14 protein-coding genes are annotated in these 16,600 nt (G+C 65.6%); 6 read left to right on the top strand and 8 right to left on the bottom strand.

Features of this window, described 5'->3' with window-relative positions; translation table 11 throughout:
* Window position 1 precedes the first annotated feature (1 nt).
* On the bottom strand, window positions 2-127 hold the full coding sequence (locus tag HX774_RS19975) for a hypothetical protein (RefSeq protein WP_255500056.1): 126 nt from the start codon (window positions 125-127) through the stop codon (window positions 2-4).
* A 28-nt stretch (window positions 128-155) separates the two neighbouring features.
* On the opposite strand from HX774_RS19975, the gene HX774_RS04905 reads away from it, so the two are divergent.
* Together HX774_RS04905 and HX774_RS04900 are read left to right on the top strand one after the other, a co-directional pair.
* Window positions 156-2,471, top strand: a complete 2,316-nt coding sequence (locus HX774_RS04905; protein WP_178824746.1) for a TonB-dependent receptor — start codon at window positions 156-158, stop codon at window positions 2,469-2,471.
* 63 nt (window positions 2,472-2,534) lie between these two features.
* The gene (locus HX774_RS04900; RefSeq protein WP_178824744.1) at window positions 2,535-4,325 is read left to right on the top strand and encodes an alkaline phosphatase; all 1,791 of its coding nucleotides are present in this window, start codon (window positions 2,535-2,537) and stop codon (window positions 4,323-4,325) included.
* Between the two features lie 3 nt (window positions 4,326-4,328).
* Here HX774_RS04900 and HX774_RS04895 read toward each other — a convergent pair whose 3' ends face one another.
* Both HX774_RS04895 and HX774_RS04890 read right to left on the bottom strand, forming a co-directional pair.
* A complete protein-coding gene (locus HX774_RS04895) occupies window positions 4,329-4,844 on the bottom strand; it encodes a TetR/AcrR family transcriptional regulator (protein WP_178824742.1) in 516 nt (171 codons plus the stop codon).
* 389 nt (window positions 4,845-5,233) lie between these two features.
* A complete protein-coding gene (locus HX774_RS04890; protein ID WP_178824740.1) occupies window positions 5,234-6,391 on the bottom strand; it encodes a metallophosphoesterase in 1,158 nt (385 codons plus the stop codon).
* Between the two features lie 142 nt (window positions 6,392-6,533).
* On the opposite strand from HX774_RS04890, the gene HX774_RS04885 reads away from it, so the two are divergent.
* The 3 genes from HX774_RS04885 to HX774_RS04875 all read left to right on the top strand — a co-directional run bounded on the left by HX774_RS04885 (window position 6,534) and on the right by HX774_RS04875 (window position 10,706).
* Entirely contained in the window at window positions 6,534-7,094 is a 561-nt protein-coding gene (locus tag HX774_RS04885) for a sigma-70 family RNA polymerase sigma factor (RefSeq protein WP_178824738.1), read from the top strand.
* Window positions 7,094-8,098, top strand: coding sequence for a FecR domain-containing protein (locus tag HX774_RS04880; RefSeq protein WP_178824736.1), 1,005 nt, complete (start codon window positions 7,094-7,096; stop codon window positions 8,096-8,098). The genes HX774_RS04885 and HX774_RS04880 overlap by 1 nt, the downstream gene beginning before the upstream one ends.
* Before the next feature lie 94 nt (window positions 8,099-8,192).
* Window positions 8,193-10,706, top strand: coding sequence for a TonB-dependent receptor (locus HX774_RS04875; protein ID WP_178824734.1), 2,514 nt, complete (start codon window positions 8,193-8,195; stop codon window positions 10,704-10,706).
* A gap of 169 nt (window positions 10,707-10,875) precedes the next feature.
* Here HX774_RS04875 and chrA read toward each other — a convergent pair whose 3' ends face one another.
* The 5 genes from chrA to HX774_RS04850 all read right to left on the bottom strand — a co-directional run bounded on the left by chrA (window position 10,876) and on the right by HX774_RS04850 (window position 14,806).
* Window positions 10,876-12,084: a chromate efflux transporter gene (gene chrA, locus HX774_RS04870; RefSeq protein WP_178824732.1), complete on the bottom strand. Its 1,209-nt coding sequence runs from the start codon at window positions 12,082-12,084 to the stop codon at window positions 10,876-10,878.
* A 125-nt stretch (window positions 12,085-12,209) separates the two neighbouring features.
* Window positions 12,210-12,956 (bottom strand): arsenical resistance protein ArsH, encoded by a 747-nt coding sequence (gene arsH, locus HX774_RS04865; RefSeq protein WP_178824730.1) that lies wholly within the window; start codon window positions 12,954-12,956, stop codon window positions 12,210-12,212.
* Window positions 12,956-14,041 (bottom strand): ACR3 family arsenite efflux transporter, encoded by a 1,086-nt coding sequence (arsB, locus tag HX774_RS04860; protein ID WP_178824728.1) that lies wholly within the window; start codon window positions 14,039-14,041, stop codon window positions 12,956-12,958. Before arsB ends, arsH begins: the two co-directional genes overlap by 1 nt.
* The gene (gene arsC, locus HX774_RS04855; protein WP_178824726.1) at window positions 14,041-14,463 is read right to left on the bottom strand and encodes an arsenate reductase (glutaredoxin); all 423 of its coding nucleotides are present in this window, start codon (window positions 14,461-14,463) and stop codon (window positions 14,041-14,043) included. Before arsC ends, arsB begins: the two co-directional genes overlap by 1 nt.
* A 7-nt stretch (window positions 14,464-14,470) precedes the next feature.
* The gene (locus tag HX774_RS04850; RefSeq protein WP_178824724.1) at window positions 14,471-14,806 is read right to left on the bottom strand and encodes a helix-turn-helix transcriptional regulator; all 336 of its coding nucleotides are present in this window, start codon (window positions 14,804-14,806) and stop codon (window positions 14,471-14,473) included.
* A gap of 212 nt (window positions 14,807-15,018) precedes the next feature.
* On the opposite strand from HX774_RS04850, the gene HX774_RS04845 reads away from it, so the two are divergent.
* Window positions 15,019-16,593, top strand: coding sequence for a serine hydrolase (locus tag HX774_RS04845; protein WP_178824722.1), 1,575 nt, complete (start codon window positions 15,019-15,021; stop codon window positions 16,591-16,593).
* The last annotated feature ends 7 nt before the right edge of the window (window positions 16,594-16,600 follow it).

Below are 16,600 nucleotides of genomic sequence, written 5' to 3'. Positions count from 1 at the left end.
GTCAAATCGCGTCGTTCGGGCTGGTCGGCGGATCGTGAAAACGATGTTTGCCAACTTGCAACGGGCGTGTCACATATTTTCGGTACACCAACGAGCCGTAAATGGCCGGGGCGATGTCGATGGGCATCGTGTGTTTTCGGGAGGAACCGTTAGCTATGAAGAAATCCTGCCTATTGGCGGCGACCATGCTTTGGGGGGCCGGTTCGGCCTATGCTCAGTCGCAGCCGCAGACATCGCCCGTTTCCGAGGCCGCTTCGGAAGTCGGGGAGATCATCGTGACGGCGCAGAAGCGCACGCAACGAATCTCGGAAGTGCCTATGTCGATCAGCGCCTATGACGGCGCGACGCTGGAGCGCCTGGGGGCGACCGAGCTGGACCGTGTCGCCCAGATGACGCCCGGACTGGTGATCCAGCTTCAGGACCGTCTGCTGCCGGGCATCTCGCTGCGAGGCATCACGTCGGACGATACCTCTCCTGCGGCTGAACCGCGCGTGGCGCTGTTCCAGGACGGGGTTCCGATCACCCAGATCGCTTCCGCCTACGGCGAGATGTTCGACGTCGACCGCGTCGAGGTCGAGAAGGGGCCGCAGTCGACTCTGCACGGCCGCTCGGCTCTGAATGGCGGCATTTCCATTTTCCAGAAGATGCCGGGCGACACCCTCGGGCTGGAAGCCAAGGCGGGCGTCGGCGACCATGGTCAGCGTCTGTTGCAGGCCGTCGTCAACATCCCCGTCAGCGACAGCTTCGGTGTGCGGTTCGGCGCCCTGAAGCGACAGAGAGACGGCTTCCTTGAGGACACAAAGGGCGGAACCTACAACAGCGTCGATGGTCAGGCCTATCGTCTGACGGCGCGCTACATGCCCAATGACGTCTTCAGCTTCCGGTTCGCGGGAACCTATGACGTCGATGATACGGACAGCGGCGGCGCCTTCAAATCCAACGTCTTCGCCCCCCGCAACCAGCAGACCGGCGCCGTCGAAGGCGACGTTCGCTTCTGGACGCCGACCCATCTCAGCACCTTCGGCGATCTGGCGCAGGCCTATAGCCGGCGCGAGATCGTCGGGCTGAGCGGCACCTCTGATCTGACCCTGAGCGATCGTCTCGACCTGACCGCAATCAGCGGCTACCGCTGGTACACGGCCTGTCAGGCGGGCGACATCGACGGCACGCCGACCAACATCATCGCTTATGATCTGTGCAACGACGGCGAGCAGTTCTCACAGGAATTGCGCCTGAACATCCGTCGCTCAGGCCCCTTCGAGGGCTTTGTCGGCGCCAGCTATTTCACCGCCAGCAACGCCCAGACGACGGACCTGGGCGCCGACGAGCGCGCCATGGCGCTGCTGTTGTCCGGGGTGCTGCATCGCTATGCGCCGAATGGCCTGACGAACAATCAGATCAACGCCGCCCTGGGCACGGCTGCGGCCAACTACAAGGCCTTCCACCTGGATCGCCGACGCCAGACCGCCGACATCGAGACCTATGATCTGTTCGCCGACGGGACCTTCCATCTGTCCGACCGGCTCCAGGCCTTTGTCGGCGGTCGCCTGACCTGGGACGACAAGACGGTGTCGATGCAGGTGAGCACGCCGTCGGGCGTCTCGCGTCTGACCGGCGCGGCCCTGTTGATGACCTTGACGCCGGGCGGGGCGGTTGTCCGGGGCAGCCACTCTTCCAATCTGACCACCGGCCGCGCCGGGGTGAGGTACGAACTGACGCCCGATGTGAATGTCTATGCGGTTTATGGCGTTGGAAAGCGTCCCGAGGTGATTGATCTGGACCCTTCCGGCGCGGCTAGAATCCTGCCCGCCGAGGAACTGGCGTCGGCTGAAGTCGGCGTCAAATATCGCCTGTTCGACGGGGCGCTGTTCGGCGACGCTTCGGTGTATCGCTTCGACTACTCCAACTTCCAGACGTTCCAGCGTAACGGCGACCGTCTTGAGCCGGTGAACGCCGGTGCGGCCGAGGCGACGGGTTTCGAGACCCAGGCGACCTGGCGTCTGGCGGACGGGCTGTCCGTGTTCGGAAGCTATGCCTACAATCATGCGCGCTTCAGCGGCGGAGCCTACGACGGCAACCGCTTCCGCAGCAGCCCTGACGACAAGTTCGCCTTCGGGGTCAATGCGGTGATCCCGACGCGCTTCGGCGAGCTGGCCATAACCCCCGTCTACAGCTGGCAGTCGAAGATCTTCTTCTCTGACGATAATGATCGGGCCGATCTTCAGGTGCGTTCGCGGCCGGCGTTTTCGGACAAGGCGGTCGATGAATTCCAGGACGCCTTCGGCCTGTTCAATCTTCGCCTCAATCTGACGCCCGAACGGGGGCCCTGGTCCTTCACCGTCTTCGGTGAAAACCTGCTGGACGAGAAGTACGTCGTGGACGCCGGGAATACTGGGGATTCCTTCGGCATGCCGACCTTCATCGTGGGATCGCGTCGCAACGTGCGGTTCGAAGTCAGCGCCAAATTCTGATGACAACGGGCGGCGAGGCGGAGCGTCCGCGCTTTGTTCGCCGCCCTCTCAAGGAACAGAAACATGAAACTAGACCGACGCGCGGCCCTTGGCCTTGTCGGCTTGGCCGCCTGTGCGGCGACCGCCGGCCAGGCGGCGGGGGCTTCCAATGAGCCCGCTGACTTCCTGCACGGCGTCGCCTCGGGCGATCCCCTGCGAGACCGGGTCATCCTGTGGACGCGGGCCACGCCCCGAAGCGCTGACGCCGCCGCCGTTTCCGTGGAGTGGGAGATGGCTGAGGATGCAGACTTTCAGCGTGGGGTCCGCCGCGGCGTGGTCACGACGAACAGCGCCCGCGACTTCACCGTCAAGGTCGATGTGACGGGGCTGCGGCCGAATACCGAATATCTCTATCGCTTCCGCTGCGGCGATCAGGTTTCGGCGACGGGCCGCGCCCGCACCCTGCCGGTGGGGCGGGTGTCGGAAATGGTTCTGGCGGTCGCATCCTGCTCGCTCTATTCGACCGGCTTCTTCAACGCCTATCGTGACATCGCCGAACTTGAGCGTGTCGACCTGGTGCTGCACCTGGGCGACTATATCTACGAGTACGGGGGCGGACCCGACCAACTGGGCATGAGCATTGGCCAGAAAATCGGCCGTGCGCCCACGCCGGCGCATGAAGCGCGCACCCTGGCCGACTATCGCGAGCGGCACGCCTGCTACAAGCTGGACGCCGATCTGCAGGCGGCGCACGCTCGCGCGCCGTGGATTTGCGTCTGGGACGATCACGAGACGGCCAATGACGCCTGGAGCGGCGGGGCCCAGAACCATCAGGCCGAGGAGGGCGTCTGGAGCGACCGCCGCGACGCCGCTGTTCGCGCCTTCTATGAGTGGATTCCCATTCGCGAGCCTGAGCCTGGCACGTCCTTGCTGGCGATCAACCGCACCTTCGAGTTGGGCGATCTGGCGACCTTGATCATGGTCGAAAACCGCTTCCTCGGTCGTGATCGTCAGATCAATCTGCGTAATCCCGAGGATGTGACGTGGAATGCGGTGGATCTGAGCAATCCGGATCAGCCTGTCGTCATCAACGATCCGGGTCTGAGACGCGAGATCCTGACGGCGTTCGGCCAGGGACGACCGGCGCCGGCGCCCTATGGGGTGAGGATCGATCCCGCCTCCATCCTACGGTCCATTTCCCGGCCTGAGCGCAGCGTCTACGGCGCTGCCCAGGAGGCCTGGCTGCGTGATCGCCTCGAAGGCTCGGTGAAAGCTGGAAAGCCCTGGCAGGTCATCGGCAATCAGATGGTCATGGCGCATACGACCGGCGCCGACATTGTCGGCTTCATGGGCAAGGAGCGTTGGGCGCAGGCCTTCGAGCAGGCGTCTCCGATTCTGCGGCCCTGGCTTCAGCAACTGGAGACCTTGCCGACGGACGTGCCGTTCGAATTCGACGGGTGGGATTCCTATCCCGCCGCTCGGGCCCGCATGGACCGCATGTTCACCGAGACGGCCAGTCGTCCGTTGGTCCTGTCCGGCGACAGCCACGCCTTCTGGGTCAACGAACTGCACGACGCCGAGGATCGGCGTGTGGCCGCTGAGGTGGGGGTTACGGCCATCACCAGCAGCAGCCTGGGCAATATGTTGGGCGATGTGGAGTTGGGTGCGGCCTTTTCCGAAGCCTGTCCCGAGGTGCGCTTCTGCCAGCATCTGACCAAGGGTTATGGCCTTGTGACCTTGCGCGCGGATGAGGCCCGGATCGACCTGATCGGCATGAGCACGGTGCGTCAGCGCGAATATGAGCGGTTCGTCCTGAAGTCCTATCGGGTTCGTCCGAACCCGTCGGGCGGGATCGGTCCTGTCGAGGAAATCTAGGGATCAGGGGCGGTCGTCGCTGCCGACCGGCAGCATGGCGATCGCCCTGTCCACCAGGGCGTCGATCTGCTGGGGCGTCAGGCGGATCGGCCGGAAAGTCAGGTGATAGACGACGCTGCCCAGGAGCGTGTGGGTGACGAACTGCAGATGCTCGATGTCGGCGTTCGGCGCCAGTCGTCTGAATTGCCTGATATAGTAGGGCTCAGTCGAGGTGAGGTGAATGCCGAGGATCTCGGCCACTTCCGGCGACCGTCGCGCCAGCGAGGCGATGTGCAGAATGGCGGCTGGGCGCGCGTCCGACAGATAGGCTACGGCCGTGTCCACCAGGGCGTGCAGCGCGTCACGCGGGGCGGTTTCCTCGTCGATGGCCGGGGCGAAAGACAGCAGGGTTTCGCGCAGAACCGAGGCGACGAGCTCGGCCTTGGACGCGTGCCGCCGATAGATGGTGGCGCGATTGCACCCGACTTCGCTGGCCACGGCTTCGAATGTGAGGGCGTCGTAGCCACGTTCGGACAGCACGTTCCAGGTCGCTATTGCGATCTGGCGACTTTTCTCCAGGTCGATTGGTCGGCCGCGAGATCTTTTTTCCGAAGTCAATGTTCAGTCCCTGATGCTGCCGGAAAGCTGCAGTAACGATTAATATTTGATACAATTATATGTAATATCTACACAATAATGTATAGCTAATTTTGTCGTTATTGTAGTTCTGGAATTTCAAGATTTCCAGTTTGCATCAAACGTTCCTCGCTGGTCCGAGGTCTATCACTCCGTCGTGATTGTTGCGGTTTCGCCAGCTGGACGGGATATTCGTTGCGTGGCTACGAACATCGCAAGGTCATTTTCTGCTCGATGAGGGAGGGGCGCAACTTCCCCGGCGGGGACGGAGAAGTTGCTGCGCCGGACCAAGGTCAGTGCTGAAGCTGTGGCGGGAAGTCCAACTCGAAGGCTGATCGTTCCGGCGCGACCCCGAAGGTGGCCTCGCCGTCAAGGCCGGCATTGCGGCCGAGCAGCGTCGAGTAGGTGTAGAAGCGGATTTTCCGGGCGTCGGTGTCGAAGGTCATGAACCTGAGCCAGCCCGCGCCGCCATTGGCCGAGTCCGCCGTTCCGTCCGGCCCGACCGTATTGCCCTGATAGTCCTGGATCAGCTGATAGACGGGATGTCCGGCGTCGTTGAGGTCGATCCGCAGGTTCTCGCCGTTGGACACGCCCTCGACCGGGCGGGTGTAGTTATGACCGCTCAGGACCATGAAGATCATGGCGTTCTTGCGAATGAAGCGGTCCCAAATCTGATCGGGCGTGAGGTTGTCGGCGCCCGGGAAATAGCTGGCGTAGCCGTTTGACCGTTCATGGGCGTCGGGGCGCAGCCATTCATGGGTGGTGATCATGACGGGAAGACCCGGATGGGCGTCAATGACGGCTTGAGCCCAGTCCAGCGCCGACTGCGGGGGTTCCATCTCCAACGACAGGTGCAGAAACTCCCGTCCGCCGCCGCTGAAGGTCTGGTAGCTGTTCAGCCCGTTGTCCGACGCGCCGCCATACCAGGCTTTGCCGCGGAAGTGGCGCGAATCCGGCCCGAAGTAGAGGCTCCAGGTGCGACCGCCCGCCAGGGGTTTGGAGGCGCCCGGTCCGCCGTCCTGGGTCCACCAGGAATAGTTGTCGTAGTCGTGGTTGCCGGGGACCATGCCGAACGGCACGCGGCTGCGGCTGAGGATCGAGATCGCGCGGTTGGCGATGTCCCATTCCTCGCGGGTGTCGAAGTAGCGGTACTCGCCTTCGGCGTCGGGTATCGACCGACGGAACTGGCCGTCGCCGTGCTGGACGATGTCACCGACGAAGGTGACGAAGGCCAGGTTCTTTTCTTGCTGCGTATCGACCAGATAGCGCATCTGCTGGTCGAAGGTGTCGGCGCCGCGTGGTTGCGGCAGGGTGATGTCGGCGTAGTTCTGGGTGTCCGACACCACGGCGACGGTGAACACCTCGGCCCATGCCGGCGCAGGCGCCGCGAGCGATGCGCCCAGGGACAGGGTGACGGCGAAGGCCGCGCCGATCCGTTTGAAGATGTTCATAGGCTTGCTCCGATCCGTCGTGTTCGGTCGCCTTAGCCAGGCTGTGTGACGGTTTTTCCCACTCGTCCGAAGCCGAGGAATTGCGACGGGATTGTCGCGCAACCGACATCAGACGGTGACGCTTGGGCCTCATCAGCCGGGCGTGACCCAGCCGTTTGAAAATTCAGCCGCCGCGCGCTTCCCCTCGCCGGGCGCCGCACCCGACAACGGATTCGGGGGGCTGACCCGAAGGCTTCGCGGCCCCTTGTTTCACTTCTTTCTGCGCCGGACGCGATCGCCCGCCGACGCCGAGGAAATGGTGCAGGATCTCTTCGTCCGCCTGTTGCGCCGCGCCGATCTGCTGAGCCTAGAGAACGTCGACGGCTATGTGTTCGAGGCGGCGGCCAACATGGCGCGGGATCGTGGCCGCTACGAACAGGCCAGGGGGCAGGGGCGGCATGTCGAGATTGACGACCTGGTCGCCGACAGCGAGGCGCCGGGCGCTGAGCAGATCGTCGCGGGGAAGCAGCGATTGAAAAAGATGCTGACGGCGCTGAACGCCCTGCCGCCTCGGGCGCGTCAGGTGGTGATCCTGCGGCGCTTCGAGAACCTGACCTATCTCCAGATCGCCCGGCGCCTGGGCATATCCGTGAGCGCGGTCGAGAAGCACATGACGCGTGCGATGACCGCCTTGCGCCTCGATCTGGTCGAGGGCGATCGCTGATGGCTTCCGTCATCCCTCAGCCGGGCAACGACGACTACGCCGACCTGGCCGCCTTCTGGTTCGCGCGGATGAACAGCGGCGACGCCGTTGATCCGAAGGACGAGGCCGAGTTCCGCCGGTGGCTGAGCGAAGATGCCGATAACGCCATGGCCTATCGCGGCTGCCAGCAGACCTGGCGCGTGCTGGAGCTTGACGCCGGGGAGGCTGAGGTGCTGGCGTTGCGAGCCACGGCCCTGGGGTCTGACGCGCATCGCCTGACGCGGCGGCGCGCCCTGTTCGGCCTGACCGGCGGGGCCATTGCGGCCTCATGCGGCGGGCTGTGGGTCATGACGGCGGCGTCCTCGGCGCGGGCTCTGATCTCGACGGAGGCGGGCCAGAGGCTGACCGCGCCGCTGCCGGACGGGTCCGAGGTGACGCTGGCGCCGTCGTCGCGTTTGCGCCTCGACTACGGCGCCGACCGACGGGCGGCGGTGCTCGAAACCGGCCAGGCCTATTTTCACATCCAGCCCGACGCCGCGCCCTTCGTGCTGCGGGTCGGCGACCGGCTAATGATGATTGACCAGGGGCGGTTTCAAACCAGCCACGCGCACGGGCGACCGGAGGTGGTGGTCGAGCAGGGCCGAGTGCAGGTGGCGGAACGGGGTGGCGGAGCGCCGCTGATCCTGACAGCCGGGCAGGGCTGGGAGGGTCAGGGCGACGAACGGCGGGCTGCCGTCGCCGATGTCGAGGTTGAGACGGCCTGGCGAATGGGGCGGTTGGTCGTGCGCGACCGACCGTTGAGCGAGGTGGTCGAACGCTTCAACCGCTACTCGGCCGACAGGCTGACGCTGGCGGACGCGCAGGCCGGCCAAGTCCGCATCTCCGGTTCATTCCGCTATGACGGCGGGCAGGAGTTCGCCCTGGCCCTGGCGCGAGGGTTCGACCTGTCCGTGCGGCGCACGGCGGACGGGTCCTGGCGCATCGGATCGCCGCAAAAGGCGTCTGACGGAGCGGCTACGCTTTGATGAAATTTCCAAGACGAGGTGGGGGTCTGCGGGGCGCCTTCCGTTTCTGAGGGGGAGCCGCCGACGAGCGGCTGACCAGATCTCAGGGGCTACCATGTTCATTTCCAAGCCGCGCGCCGTCGCCTTCAAGGGCATGCTTCTCGCCTGCTCGGCCGTCGCAGCGGTGGCCGCAGCCACGCCGGCTCTGGCCCAGTCGCCGGGCGGCGGCGCGGCCGTTTCCTTCGCCATCGAGAGCCAGTCGATGGAGGAGGCGCTGACCAGCCTGGCGCGCGCCGCCGACGTGCAGGTCCTGTTCGCGCCGGAGGCTGTGCGCGGCCGCCGCGCCAACCGCGTCGTCGGCGTCCTGGCCCCCGCCGAGGCCCTGCGTCGGATGGTCGAGGGCACGGGGCTGACGGTGGCGCCGGTCGGCGCTCGCACCTTTTCTGTTGCAGTCGCCCATGCCGACCTCGGAGCCGAAGGCGTCACTGCGGTCGAGGACGTGATCGTCACGGCCCAGAAGCGCGCCCAGCGCATCCAGGACGTGCCGCTGGCGGTCACGGTGCTGGACGGCGACGACGCGGCGCGTCGCGGGATCAGCAGCGTGACCGATCTGGTCGACGAGGTTCCGGGCGTGTCGGTGAACTACGCCTTTGGCGGCACCAACTACGGCCTGATCAGCATTCGCGGCATCGGCGGCGCGGACGACTACAAGCCCAACGGCAACCCCTCGGTCGCCCTGCATGTGGACGGCGTCTATCAGACGTCGAACGCTTACCTGGGCATGCCCCTGTTCGACCTGGACCGGGTCGAGATCCTGAAGGGGCCGCAAGGCACCCTGTACGGGCGCAACACCACGGCGGGCGTCATCAACGCCATCACCAAGGGGCCGGGCGACGTGGTCGAAGGCTCCGGGCGCGTCGAGGTCGGCAGCCATGACTACCTGGCCATGGAGGCGGCCGTCGGCGGTCCTCTGGGCGACAAGGTCGGCGTGCGCCTGGCCGTGTTGGCGGAGCAGGGCGGTGGTTTCATGACGGGCGCGGGCGCGGGCGATCTGGCCGGCTATCGCCCGGTGATCGGCGGCGTTGTCCAGACCCAGGTTCCGGCCATCGTCGATCCGGGCCGTCGTGAAGGCTTCGGCGACCAGGACCTGTTCGCCGGTCGCGCCACCGTGGCCCTGGACTTCAGCCCCGAGACCAGCATGACGCTGAAGCTGTTCGGCAGTCGCGACCGGGGCGATACGCGCCAGTACGACCGCATCTCGGCGGCGCTGGACAGCAACATCGCCAACGCGGGCGAGAACGACGACCCCTACGAGTTCTATTCGTCGGAATATCCGACCCAGAGCATCGATATCTACGGCGTGTCGGCGGTGCTGGAGCATCAGCTTGCCGACAACCTGAACCTGGCCGTGATCGGCAACGTCCAGGGCACGACCCGCTCGGTCCAAGGCAATGGCGACGGCTCGCCCTATCCGGCCTCGCGCTTCGACGCGGACGAGGACCTGAGCCAGACCTCGCTGGAAATGCGCCTCAGCGACGACACCGGCGGCCGGCTGGACTGGATTCTGGGCGCCTTCTACGTCTCTGACGACATCGACTTCGACACCCACTGGACCAGCTATACGGCCCGGACCCAGTACGACAACCTGCACAAGCAGACGCGCAACAGCTTCGCCGTCTTCGGCCAGGTCGACTATGATCTGACCGACAAGCTGACCCTGTCAGGCGGCCTGCGCTACACCCGTGACGAAGCCACCTTCAGCGGGCGCAACGACGACCTGGACCCCTGGGGCATCTCGACTTTCACGACGACCTTCGCCACCACCAACCCCTTCATCTGGGACCGTGCGTTTGAGGACGACAATGTCTCTGGCCGGGTCACGGCCAAATACGCCTTCACGCCGAACCTGAACGTCTTCGTCTCAGCGGGCACGGGCTATCGCGGCGGCGGCTTCGACGGCACCTCGATCTTCACCCAGGCCGAGACCCTGCCGTTCGATTCCGAGACCGTGACCGCCTATGAGGCCGGGTTGCGCTGGACCACCAACCGTCTGCGTCTGTCGGTGGATGTCTTCTCCTACGCGTTCAAGGAACTGCAGGCGACGACCCGCCTGGCCAACGACACCAACGGTCGCGCCAATGTCGGTGAGGCCGAAAGCCAGGGGATCGAGTTCGCCGTTAACGCCCTGCTGTTCGAGGGAGCCAACCAGACGTTGGATCTCGATGTCGCGGCGGCCTTCCTGGACACCGAGATCCTCTCGTTCAGCTCCGCGCGCGTGGCCGAGGTGCTGTCGACCGTCGGCGACCCCTTGCCGGGCGCGCCGGACGTGACGGCGACCGTCTCGCTGAACCATGGCCTGATGCTGGCCAATGGCTGGCGCCTGGACAGCCGTCTGTCCGTCTCGCACCACGGCGAGGAGAGCAACCGCCTGAACGCGGCGCCGGGCAATACTTCGGAGGCCTACACCTTGCTGAACGCCCGGGTGGAGCTGGAGACGGCGGCCAACTGGGCGGTCTACGCCTATGGCCGCAACATCACCGACGAGGTCTATTTCCCGGAACTGAACGGCGCCTCGCGTCTGGTCGGCGCCCCGGCGACCTATGGCGTGGGGCTACGCTACAGCTTCTGAAGCCGTGCTTGCGCCGTCTCCCAGGTGTCAGGAGGCGGCGCAAGCCGTTTAGAGGGGGCGCAGGGGCCGACGGAAACGCCGGCTGGTCTCGGACCTAACGCTCGCTAATCCGACCTGCCTACGATGGCGAGGGCGCTCTGTTGCGTCTGAAGCACCCGGTGCGAGGTCCTCAGAAGGCAAGGGCGCCCGCCATGCCGGCCAGAACCAGTATGGCGGGTACGGCCAGTTGCGCGCGCCAACGGTAGGCGGCGACGAGGGCGACGCTGAAGATCGCCACGGCGAAGGGCCAGACGGGCGCCGTGTCGATCAAAGAGGCTCCCAGTTGAAGGACGGTGGCGACGATCAGGCCGACGACGGCGGCGGCGACGCCGTCCAGCAATGCGTGCAGCGACTTGTTTTCTAGAACCAGCTCCAGGCGATCATAAAAGAGGAGGGAGAAGGCGAAGGCGGGAAGGAAGATTCCGGCTGTCAGCGCCAGCGCGCCCGGAAAGCCGCCGCCGGCATAGCCGACGAAGGTTCCGAAGATGATGAGGGGCGCCGGGATCACCTGGGCCAGGGCGACGCCGTCCAGGAACTGGCCGTCGCTGATCCAGCCGCCTCTTGCGGCGTCGGCCCGCATAACCGGGATGGCGGTGTAGGCGCCGCCGAAGGTCAGAAGTCCCGCCTTCAGGCCGGTGAAGAAAAGAACGGCGGCTGACGCGCTCATCGGCGCGAAGGCCGTCGCCGTGACAAGGGGCGCGCTGTGGTCGTCGAGCCAGTAGCGCGCCGCCAGACCCGCCGAGAGCGTCACGATTAAGAGGGCGGCGGCTTCAAAACGGCGACCGCCCTGGACAAGGGCGTAGGCCAGACCGGCCGCAGGCAGGATCAGCCAGAAACTCACGCCCAGCAACGAGGCTGCGCAACTGGCGGCGCCGATGGTCCAGAGGCTGCGGTCGATCATGACGTGCCGGCCGATTCGGTGGGCGGCTCTCACGATTACGGCCAGGACAGCGATCTGGACCCCGATGAAGGCGCTGGTCATCCAACCTGACTGCACGCCGATCAAGAAATAGAGCCAGGCCAGGCCCAACATCAGGACGAAGCCGGGCAGCATGAAGCCCAGACCGGCGAGGACGCCGCCGATCCGGCCGCGCGCCCTCATGCCCAGGTGGACGCAGAGTTCGTGGGCCTCCGGGCCGGGCAGGACCTGAAGCACGGCGAGCAGCCGGTTGAAGCGCTCGCTCGACATCCACCGGCCTTCGTCGATCAGCCGGTGCCGGATCATGGCGATCTGGGCGACGGGGCCGCCGAAGGCCAGGGCACCGAACCGCAGGAACTGCAGGAAAAGGGCGCCATAGCTGAGATGCGGGGGGCGAAGATCGTCAGGGCCTTCGGACATCATCTGGCTTCCGTCAATCGACACGACCCTTGAACCACGGTGGAGCAGTAGGGCTTCCCTTCCATGCCATCAACGGCGCCTCGGCCGATCTCCGAAGCAGGCGGCATTAAGGAGGCGATCAGGTGTCAGGTCGACCGGATCGCGATGGCGGACAGGTCATTGGCGGCGTCGATGGGCGTGCCTGACGCCTTCCGTTCGGAGTAGCGGTCGACCAACTGGCCGGCATGGACGCGGGTCAGGACGGTGAAGCGCACCAGCTCCTCCATCACGTCGACGATGCGGTCATAGTAGCTGGACGGCTTCATGCGGCCGTTCTCATCGAACTCCATGAAGGCCTTGGCGACGCTGGACTGGTTCGGAATGGTGATCATCCGCATCCAGCGGCCCAGCAGACGCAAGGTGTTGACCGCGTTGAAACTCTGCGAACCGCCGGAGACCTGCATGACCGCCAGGGTGCGGCCCTGGGTCGGGCGCATGCCGCCCATGTTGAGCGGCAGGTGGTCGATCTGAAGCTTCATGATCCCGGAAATCTGGCCGTGGCGCTCGGGGCTGCTCCAGACCATGCCCTCCGACCACAGGGCGTGTTCGCGCAGTTCGTGGACGGCGGGGTGATCGTCGTAGTCGACCTGATCGGTCAGCGGCAGATCGGACGGATCGAAGATGCGCGTCTCGCAGCCCATGAAGCGGAGAAGGCGAGCCGCCTCCTCGACGCACAGGCGGGAGAAGGACCGATCCCGCAGCGAGCCGTAGAGCAGCAGGATGCGCGGCGGATGATCGTTCGGGCCGAGGCCCAGCGCCGGCTGGCTGGAAAGGTAGGCCGGGTCGAGTGCGGGCAGGTGGTCGGGATCGGGCAGGTCGCGGAGGCGGGTCATCAGCAGACGTCTTTCTTGGGCGCGGTCGCGGGGAAGTAGCGGCGGCCCAGCCACAAGGCGACCGAGACCAGCAGGATCAGCACCGGCACCTCGACCAGCGGGCCGATGACCGCCGCGAAGGCGACCGGCGATGCCAGTCCGAAGGCGGCGATGGCGACGGCGATCGCCAGTTCGAAATTATTGGAGGCGGCGGTGAAGGCCAGGGCCGTGGTGCGCGGATAATCCGTCTCGATCAGCCGCCCCATCAGGAAGCTGACCACGAACATGACGAAGAAGTAGATGGTCAGCGGCACGGCGATGCGCAGGGCGTCCAGCGGCAGGGCGACCACCTCGCCGCCCTTCAGGCTGAACATGGCGACGATGGTGAACAGCAGGGCGATCAGGGTGATCGGCGCAATGCGCGGCAGGAAGCGCGTCTCGTACCAGTCGTTCCCCTTCCTCGCGACCAGGGCTCGTCGGGTCAGGAAGCCGCCGAGGAAGGGCAGGCCCAGATAGACCAGGACGGCGCCGGCGATGGTCCACACGCTGACGTCCACCACGCTGCTCTCCAGTCCGAACAGGGGCGGCAGCACGGTCAGGAACAGCCAGGCGTAGAGGCTGAAGAAGGCGATCTGGAACAACGAGTTGAAGGCGACCAGACCGGCCACATACTGGTTGTCGCCGCGCGCCAGCTGGTTCCAGACCAGGACCATGGCGATGCAGCGCGCCAGTCCGATCAGGATGACGCCGGTCATGTATTCCGGCTGGTCGCGCAGGAAGAGGACCGCCAGGGCGAACATCAGCACCGGCCCCAGCACCCAGTTCTGGAACAGGGACAGCAGCAGCACGCGCTTGTCGGCGAAGACGCGCGGCAGTTCCTCGTACTTCACCCGCGCCAGCGGCGGATACATCATCAGGATCAGGCCGATGGCGATGGGGATGTTGGTCGTCCCAACCGACAGGCTATCGATCCAGCCGGGCAACCCCGGCACGACCGAGCCCAGCAGCACGCCCAGCGCCATGGCGGCGAAAATCCACAGCGTCAGCCAGCGGTCGAGGAAGGACAGGCGACGCGGCGGCTGTTCAGTCATGGCGGCGTCGACCATCAGCGGACCCTCCGGCCCTCGGCGTCGATGACGACCTCGCCGTCCTCCTTGATGAAGGGCTTCAGGCCCTCGAACGGCAGAAGGTCCAGCACCGCCTCGGACGGTCGGCACAGCTTCACCCCCAGCGACGAGACGACGATCGGACGGTTCAGCAGGATCGGATGCGCCTCGATGGCGTCCAGCAGTTGATCGTCCGTCAGGGCGGGGTCGCCCAGCCCAAGCTCAGCGAAGGGGGTGCCCTTCTCGCGCAGAAGGCTGCGCAGCGGAACGCCCATGCGCTCGACCAGCCCCCGGATCATGGCGCGGCTGGGCGGCGTCTTCAGATACTCGACGACGTGGGGCTCGATGCCGACGTGGCGGATCAGAGCCAGGGCGTTGCGCGACGTCCCGCAAGCGGGATTGTGATAGATGACGACGTCCATGGGGGCCTCAGGTGCGGCAGGGGTTGAGTTCCGCCAGCAGCGGTTCGCACAGTTCGGCGCGGCCCTGGCAGCAGTCCTTCAGCAGGAACAGGACCAGCGCCTGAAGGCGGTCCAGGTCGGCCCGGTAGATGATCGACCGGCTGCGACGTTCTGAACTGATCAGACCGGCGCGGGACAGGACACCGAGGTGCGCCGACATGGTGTTGGCGGGCACGGCCAGCGCATCTGCGATCTCGCCGGCGGGCAGGCCCTCGGGCTCATGCCGCACCAGCAGGCGGAAGGTCTCAAGGCGCGTGGGTTGCGCCAAGGCGGCGAGGGCGAGGATGGCGGATTCGGATTCCATAATTCCACGATAATGGAATCTTTGGTGATGTCAAAGCGGTCCGAGGCTGTCTGATGGGCCTGACGCCCATGGCTGCGCCGGATGCGCGCCTGCAAGGCGGAGTTCCAGTGAGCTCAGAGCGTTCTCAAGGCGTTTGCTGTTTTTGACGTTCGGCACAAATTTCTTGCAGAAACAGCAAAACGAAATCAGAGTTCGGAGCAAGGGAGGCGATCATGTTGTCACGGCTACGGAACTATGGCCCGCTCATTGGGCTGGCGGCATTGGCGGTCGGTGGATGGGCGGAAGCCGCCGACCCGGTTCGTCTCAGCGAACGGCAGATCGATCAGGTCGTTGAGACGGCGATCGCGTCTTTCGAGATTCCGGGCGTCGCCATCGCCGTGATTCAGCCGGGGCAGGCCCCCTATCTGAAGGGCTACGGCGTCGTGGATCACCGGACGAATGTGCCGGTCAATGCGGATACGCTGTTCGGCATCGGTTCGATCTCCAAGGCCTTCACCACGACGGAGATCGCCCTTCTCGAGCAGGAGGGGCGGCTGGACTGGGATGATCCTGTCATCGACTACGTGCCCGAGTTTCGCCTGTCCGATCCCTGGGTGACACGCGAATTCACCATCCGCGATCTGGTGAGCCACCGTTCGGGTCTGGCGCCCTATGCCGGTGATCTGGTGATGTTGACCGAGGGCAAGGCCAACCGCGCCCAGGTCTATCAGGCGCTGGCGCACCTGGAGCCCAAGTCCAGCTTCCGGACCGAATTCGCCTATGACAACCTGCTCTACATCGTCGCCGGAGACCTGATTGAACGGGTGTCGGGTCGGTCCTGGCAGGATGAGATTCAGAGCCGTTTCCTGACCCGTCTGGATATGAACGGCTGCGTGCCGGACCAGAAGCAACTAGCGCAGGGCGTCGCGCGATCACTGGCCCACGACTATGCCGACGGCCAACTGACCACGGTGGACTTCCCTCTGCCGGACATCACCCTGGCGGCGGGCGGCATCTTCTGCAATGCGCGCGGCATGGCCCAGTGGATGGCCTTCAATCTTGATCCGGCCAAGGGGCCTGAACTGGACGCCGCGCGCCGCGCCGACCTGTTCAGCCCAGTCACCCTGATGCCCCTCGGGCGCGCAGCCTCGCCCTATCAGGCGGGTACGACCTTCAGCGCCTATGGTCTGGGCTGGATGGTGCAGGACAGCTTTGGTCGACGCGAGGTCCAGCACGGCGGCGGTCTGCCCGGCATGGTCAGCTATCTGAGCCTCTATCCCGACGACGGCTTCGGCGTCATGGTCATGACCAACAAGACCAGCGGCGCGGCCCGCGCTATCGCCCAGCAGCTTGCCGCGCTGAAGTTCAGCCCCAATCCGCTTCGCGCCATCGCCGATCAGGGCAGGGCGGAGATGGCCGCCATTCGCGCCGCTCAGGCGGACACGGCCGTCGCAGGCTCTGAAGCGGCGGCGGCGGGCGAAGCTCCGCGTCCGGCCCTGCCGCTGGAGCAGTATGCCGGTCGCTATGAAGACGCCTGGTTCGGCCCCGTCGAGGTGCGGCTGGACGGCGAGGACCTGATCATGGACCTGGGGTCGGTGGCCATGAGCGGGCGGCTGCGCCATGTCGACGGCGACCGTTTCATCGCCGTCTGGCGGGATCGGGCGCTGAATGCCGACGCCTATGTCAACTTCCGCCTCGACCCGCGCGGCCAGGTTCGCGACATCGAAATGGCCCCCGTGTCGGCGCGCACAGACCCGTCGTTCAATTTCAGAGACCTGCGTCTGGTCAGGGCGACGAAGCAGCCGTAGGGAAGAG

The sequence above is a fragment of the Brevundimonas sp. P7753 genome (assembly GCF_013386595.1).
Lineage (GTDB): Bacteria > Pseudomonadota > Alphaproteobacteria > Caulobacterales > Caulobacteraceae > Brevundimonas > Brevundimonas bullata.
Note: the sequence above shows the minus strand (reverse complement) of the source record. Positions and strands in the feature narration are given on the sequence as shown.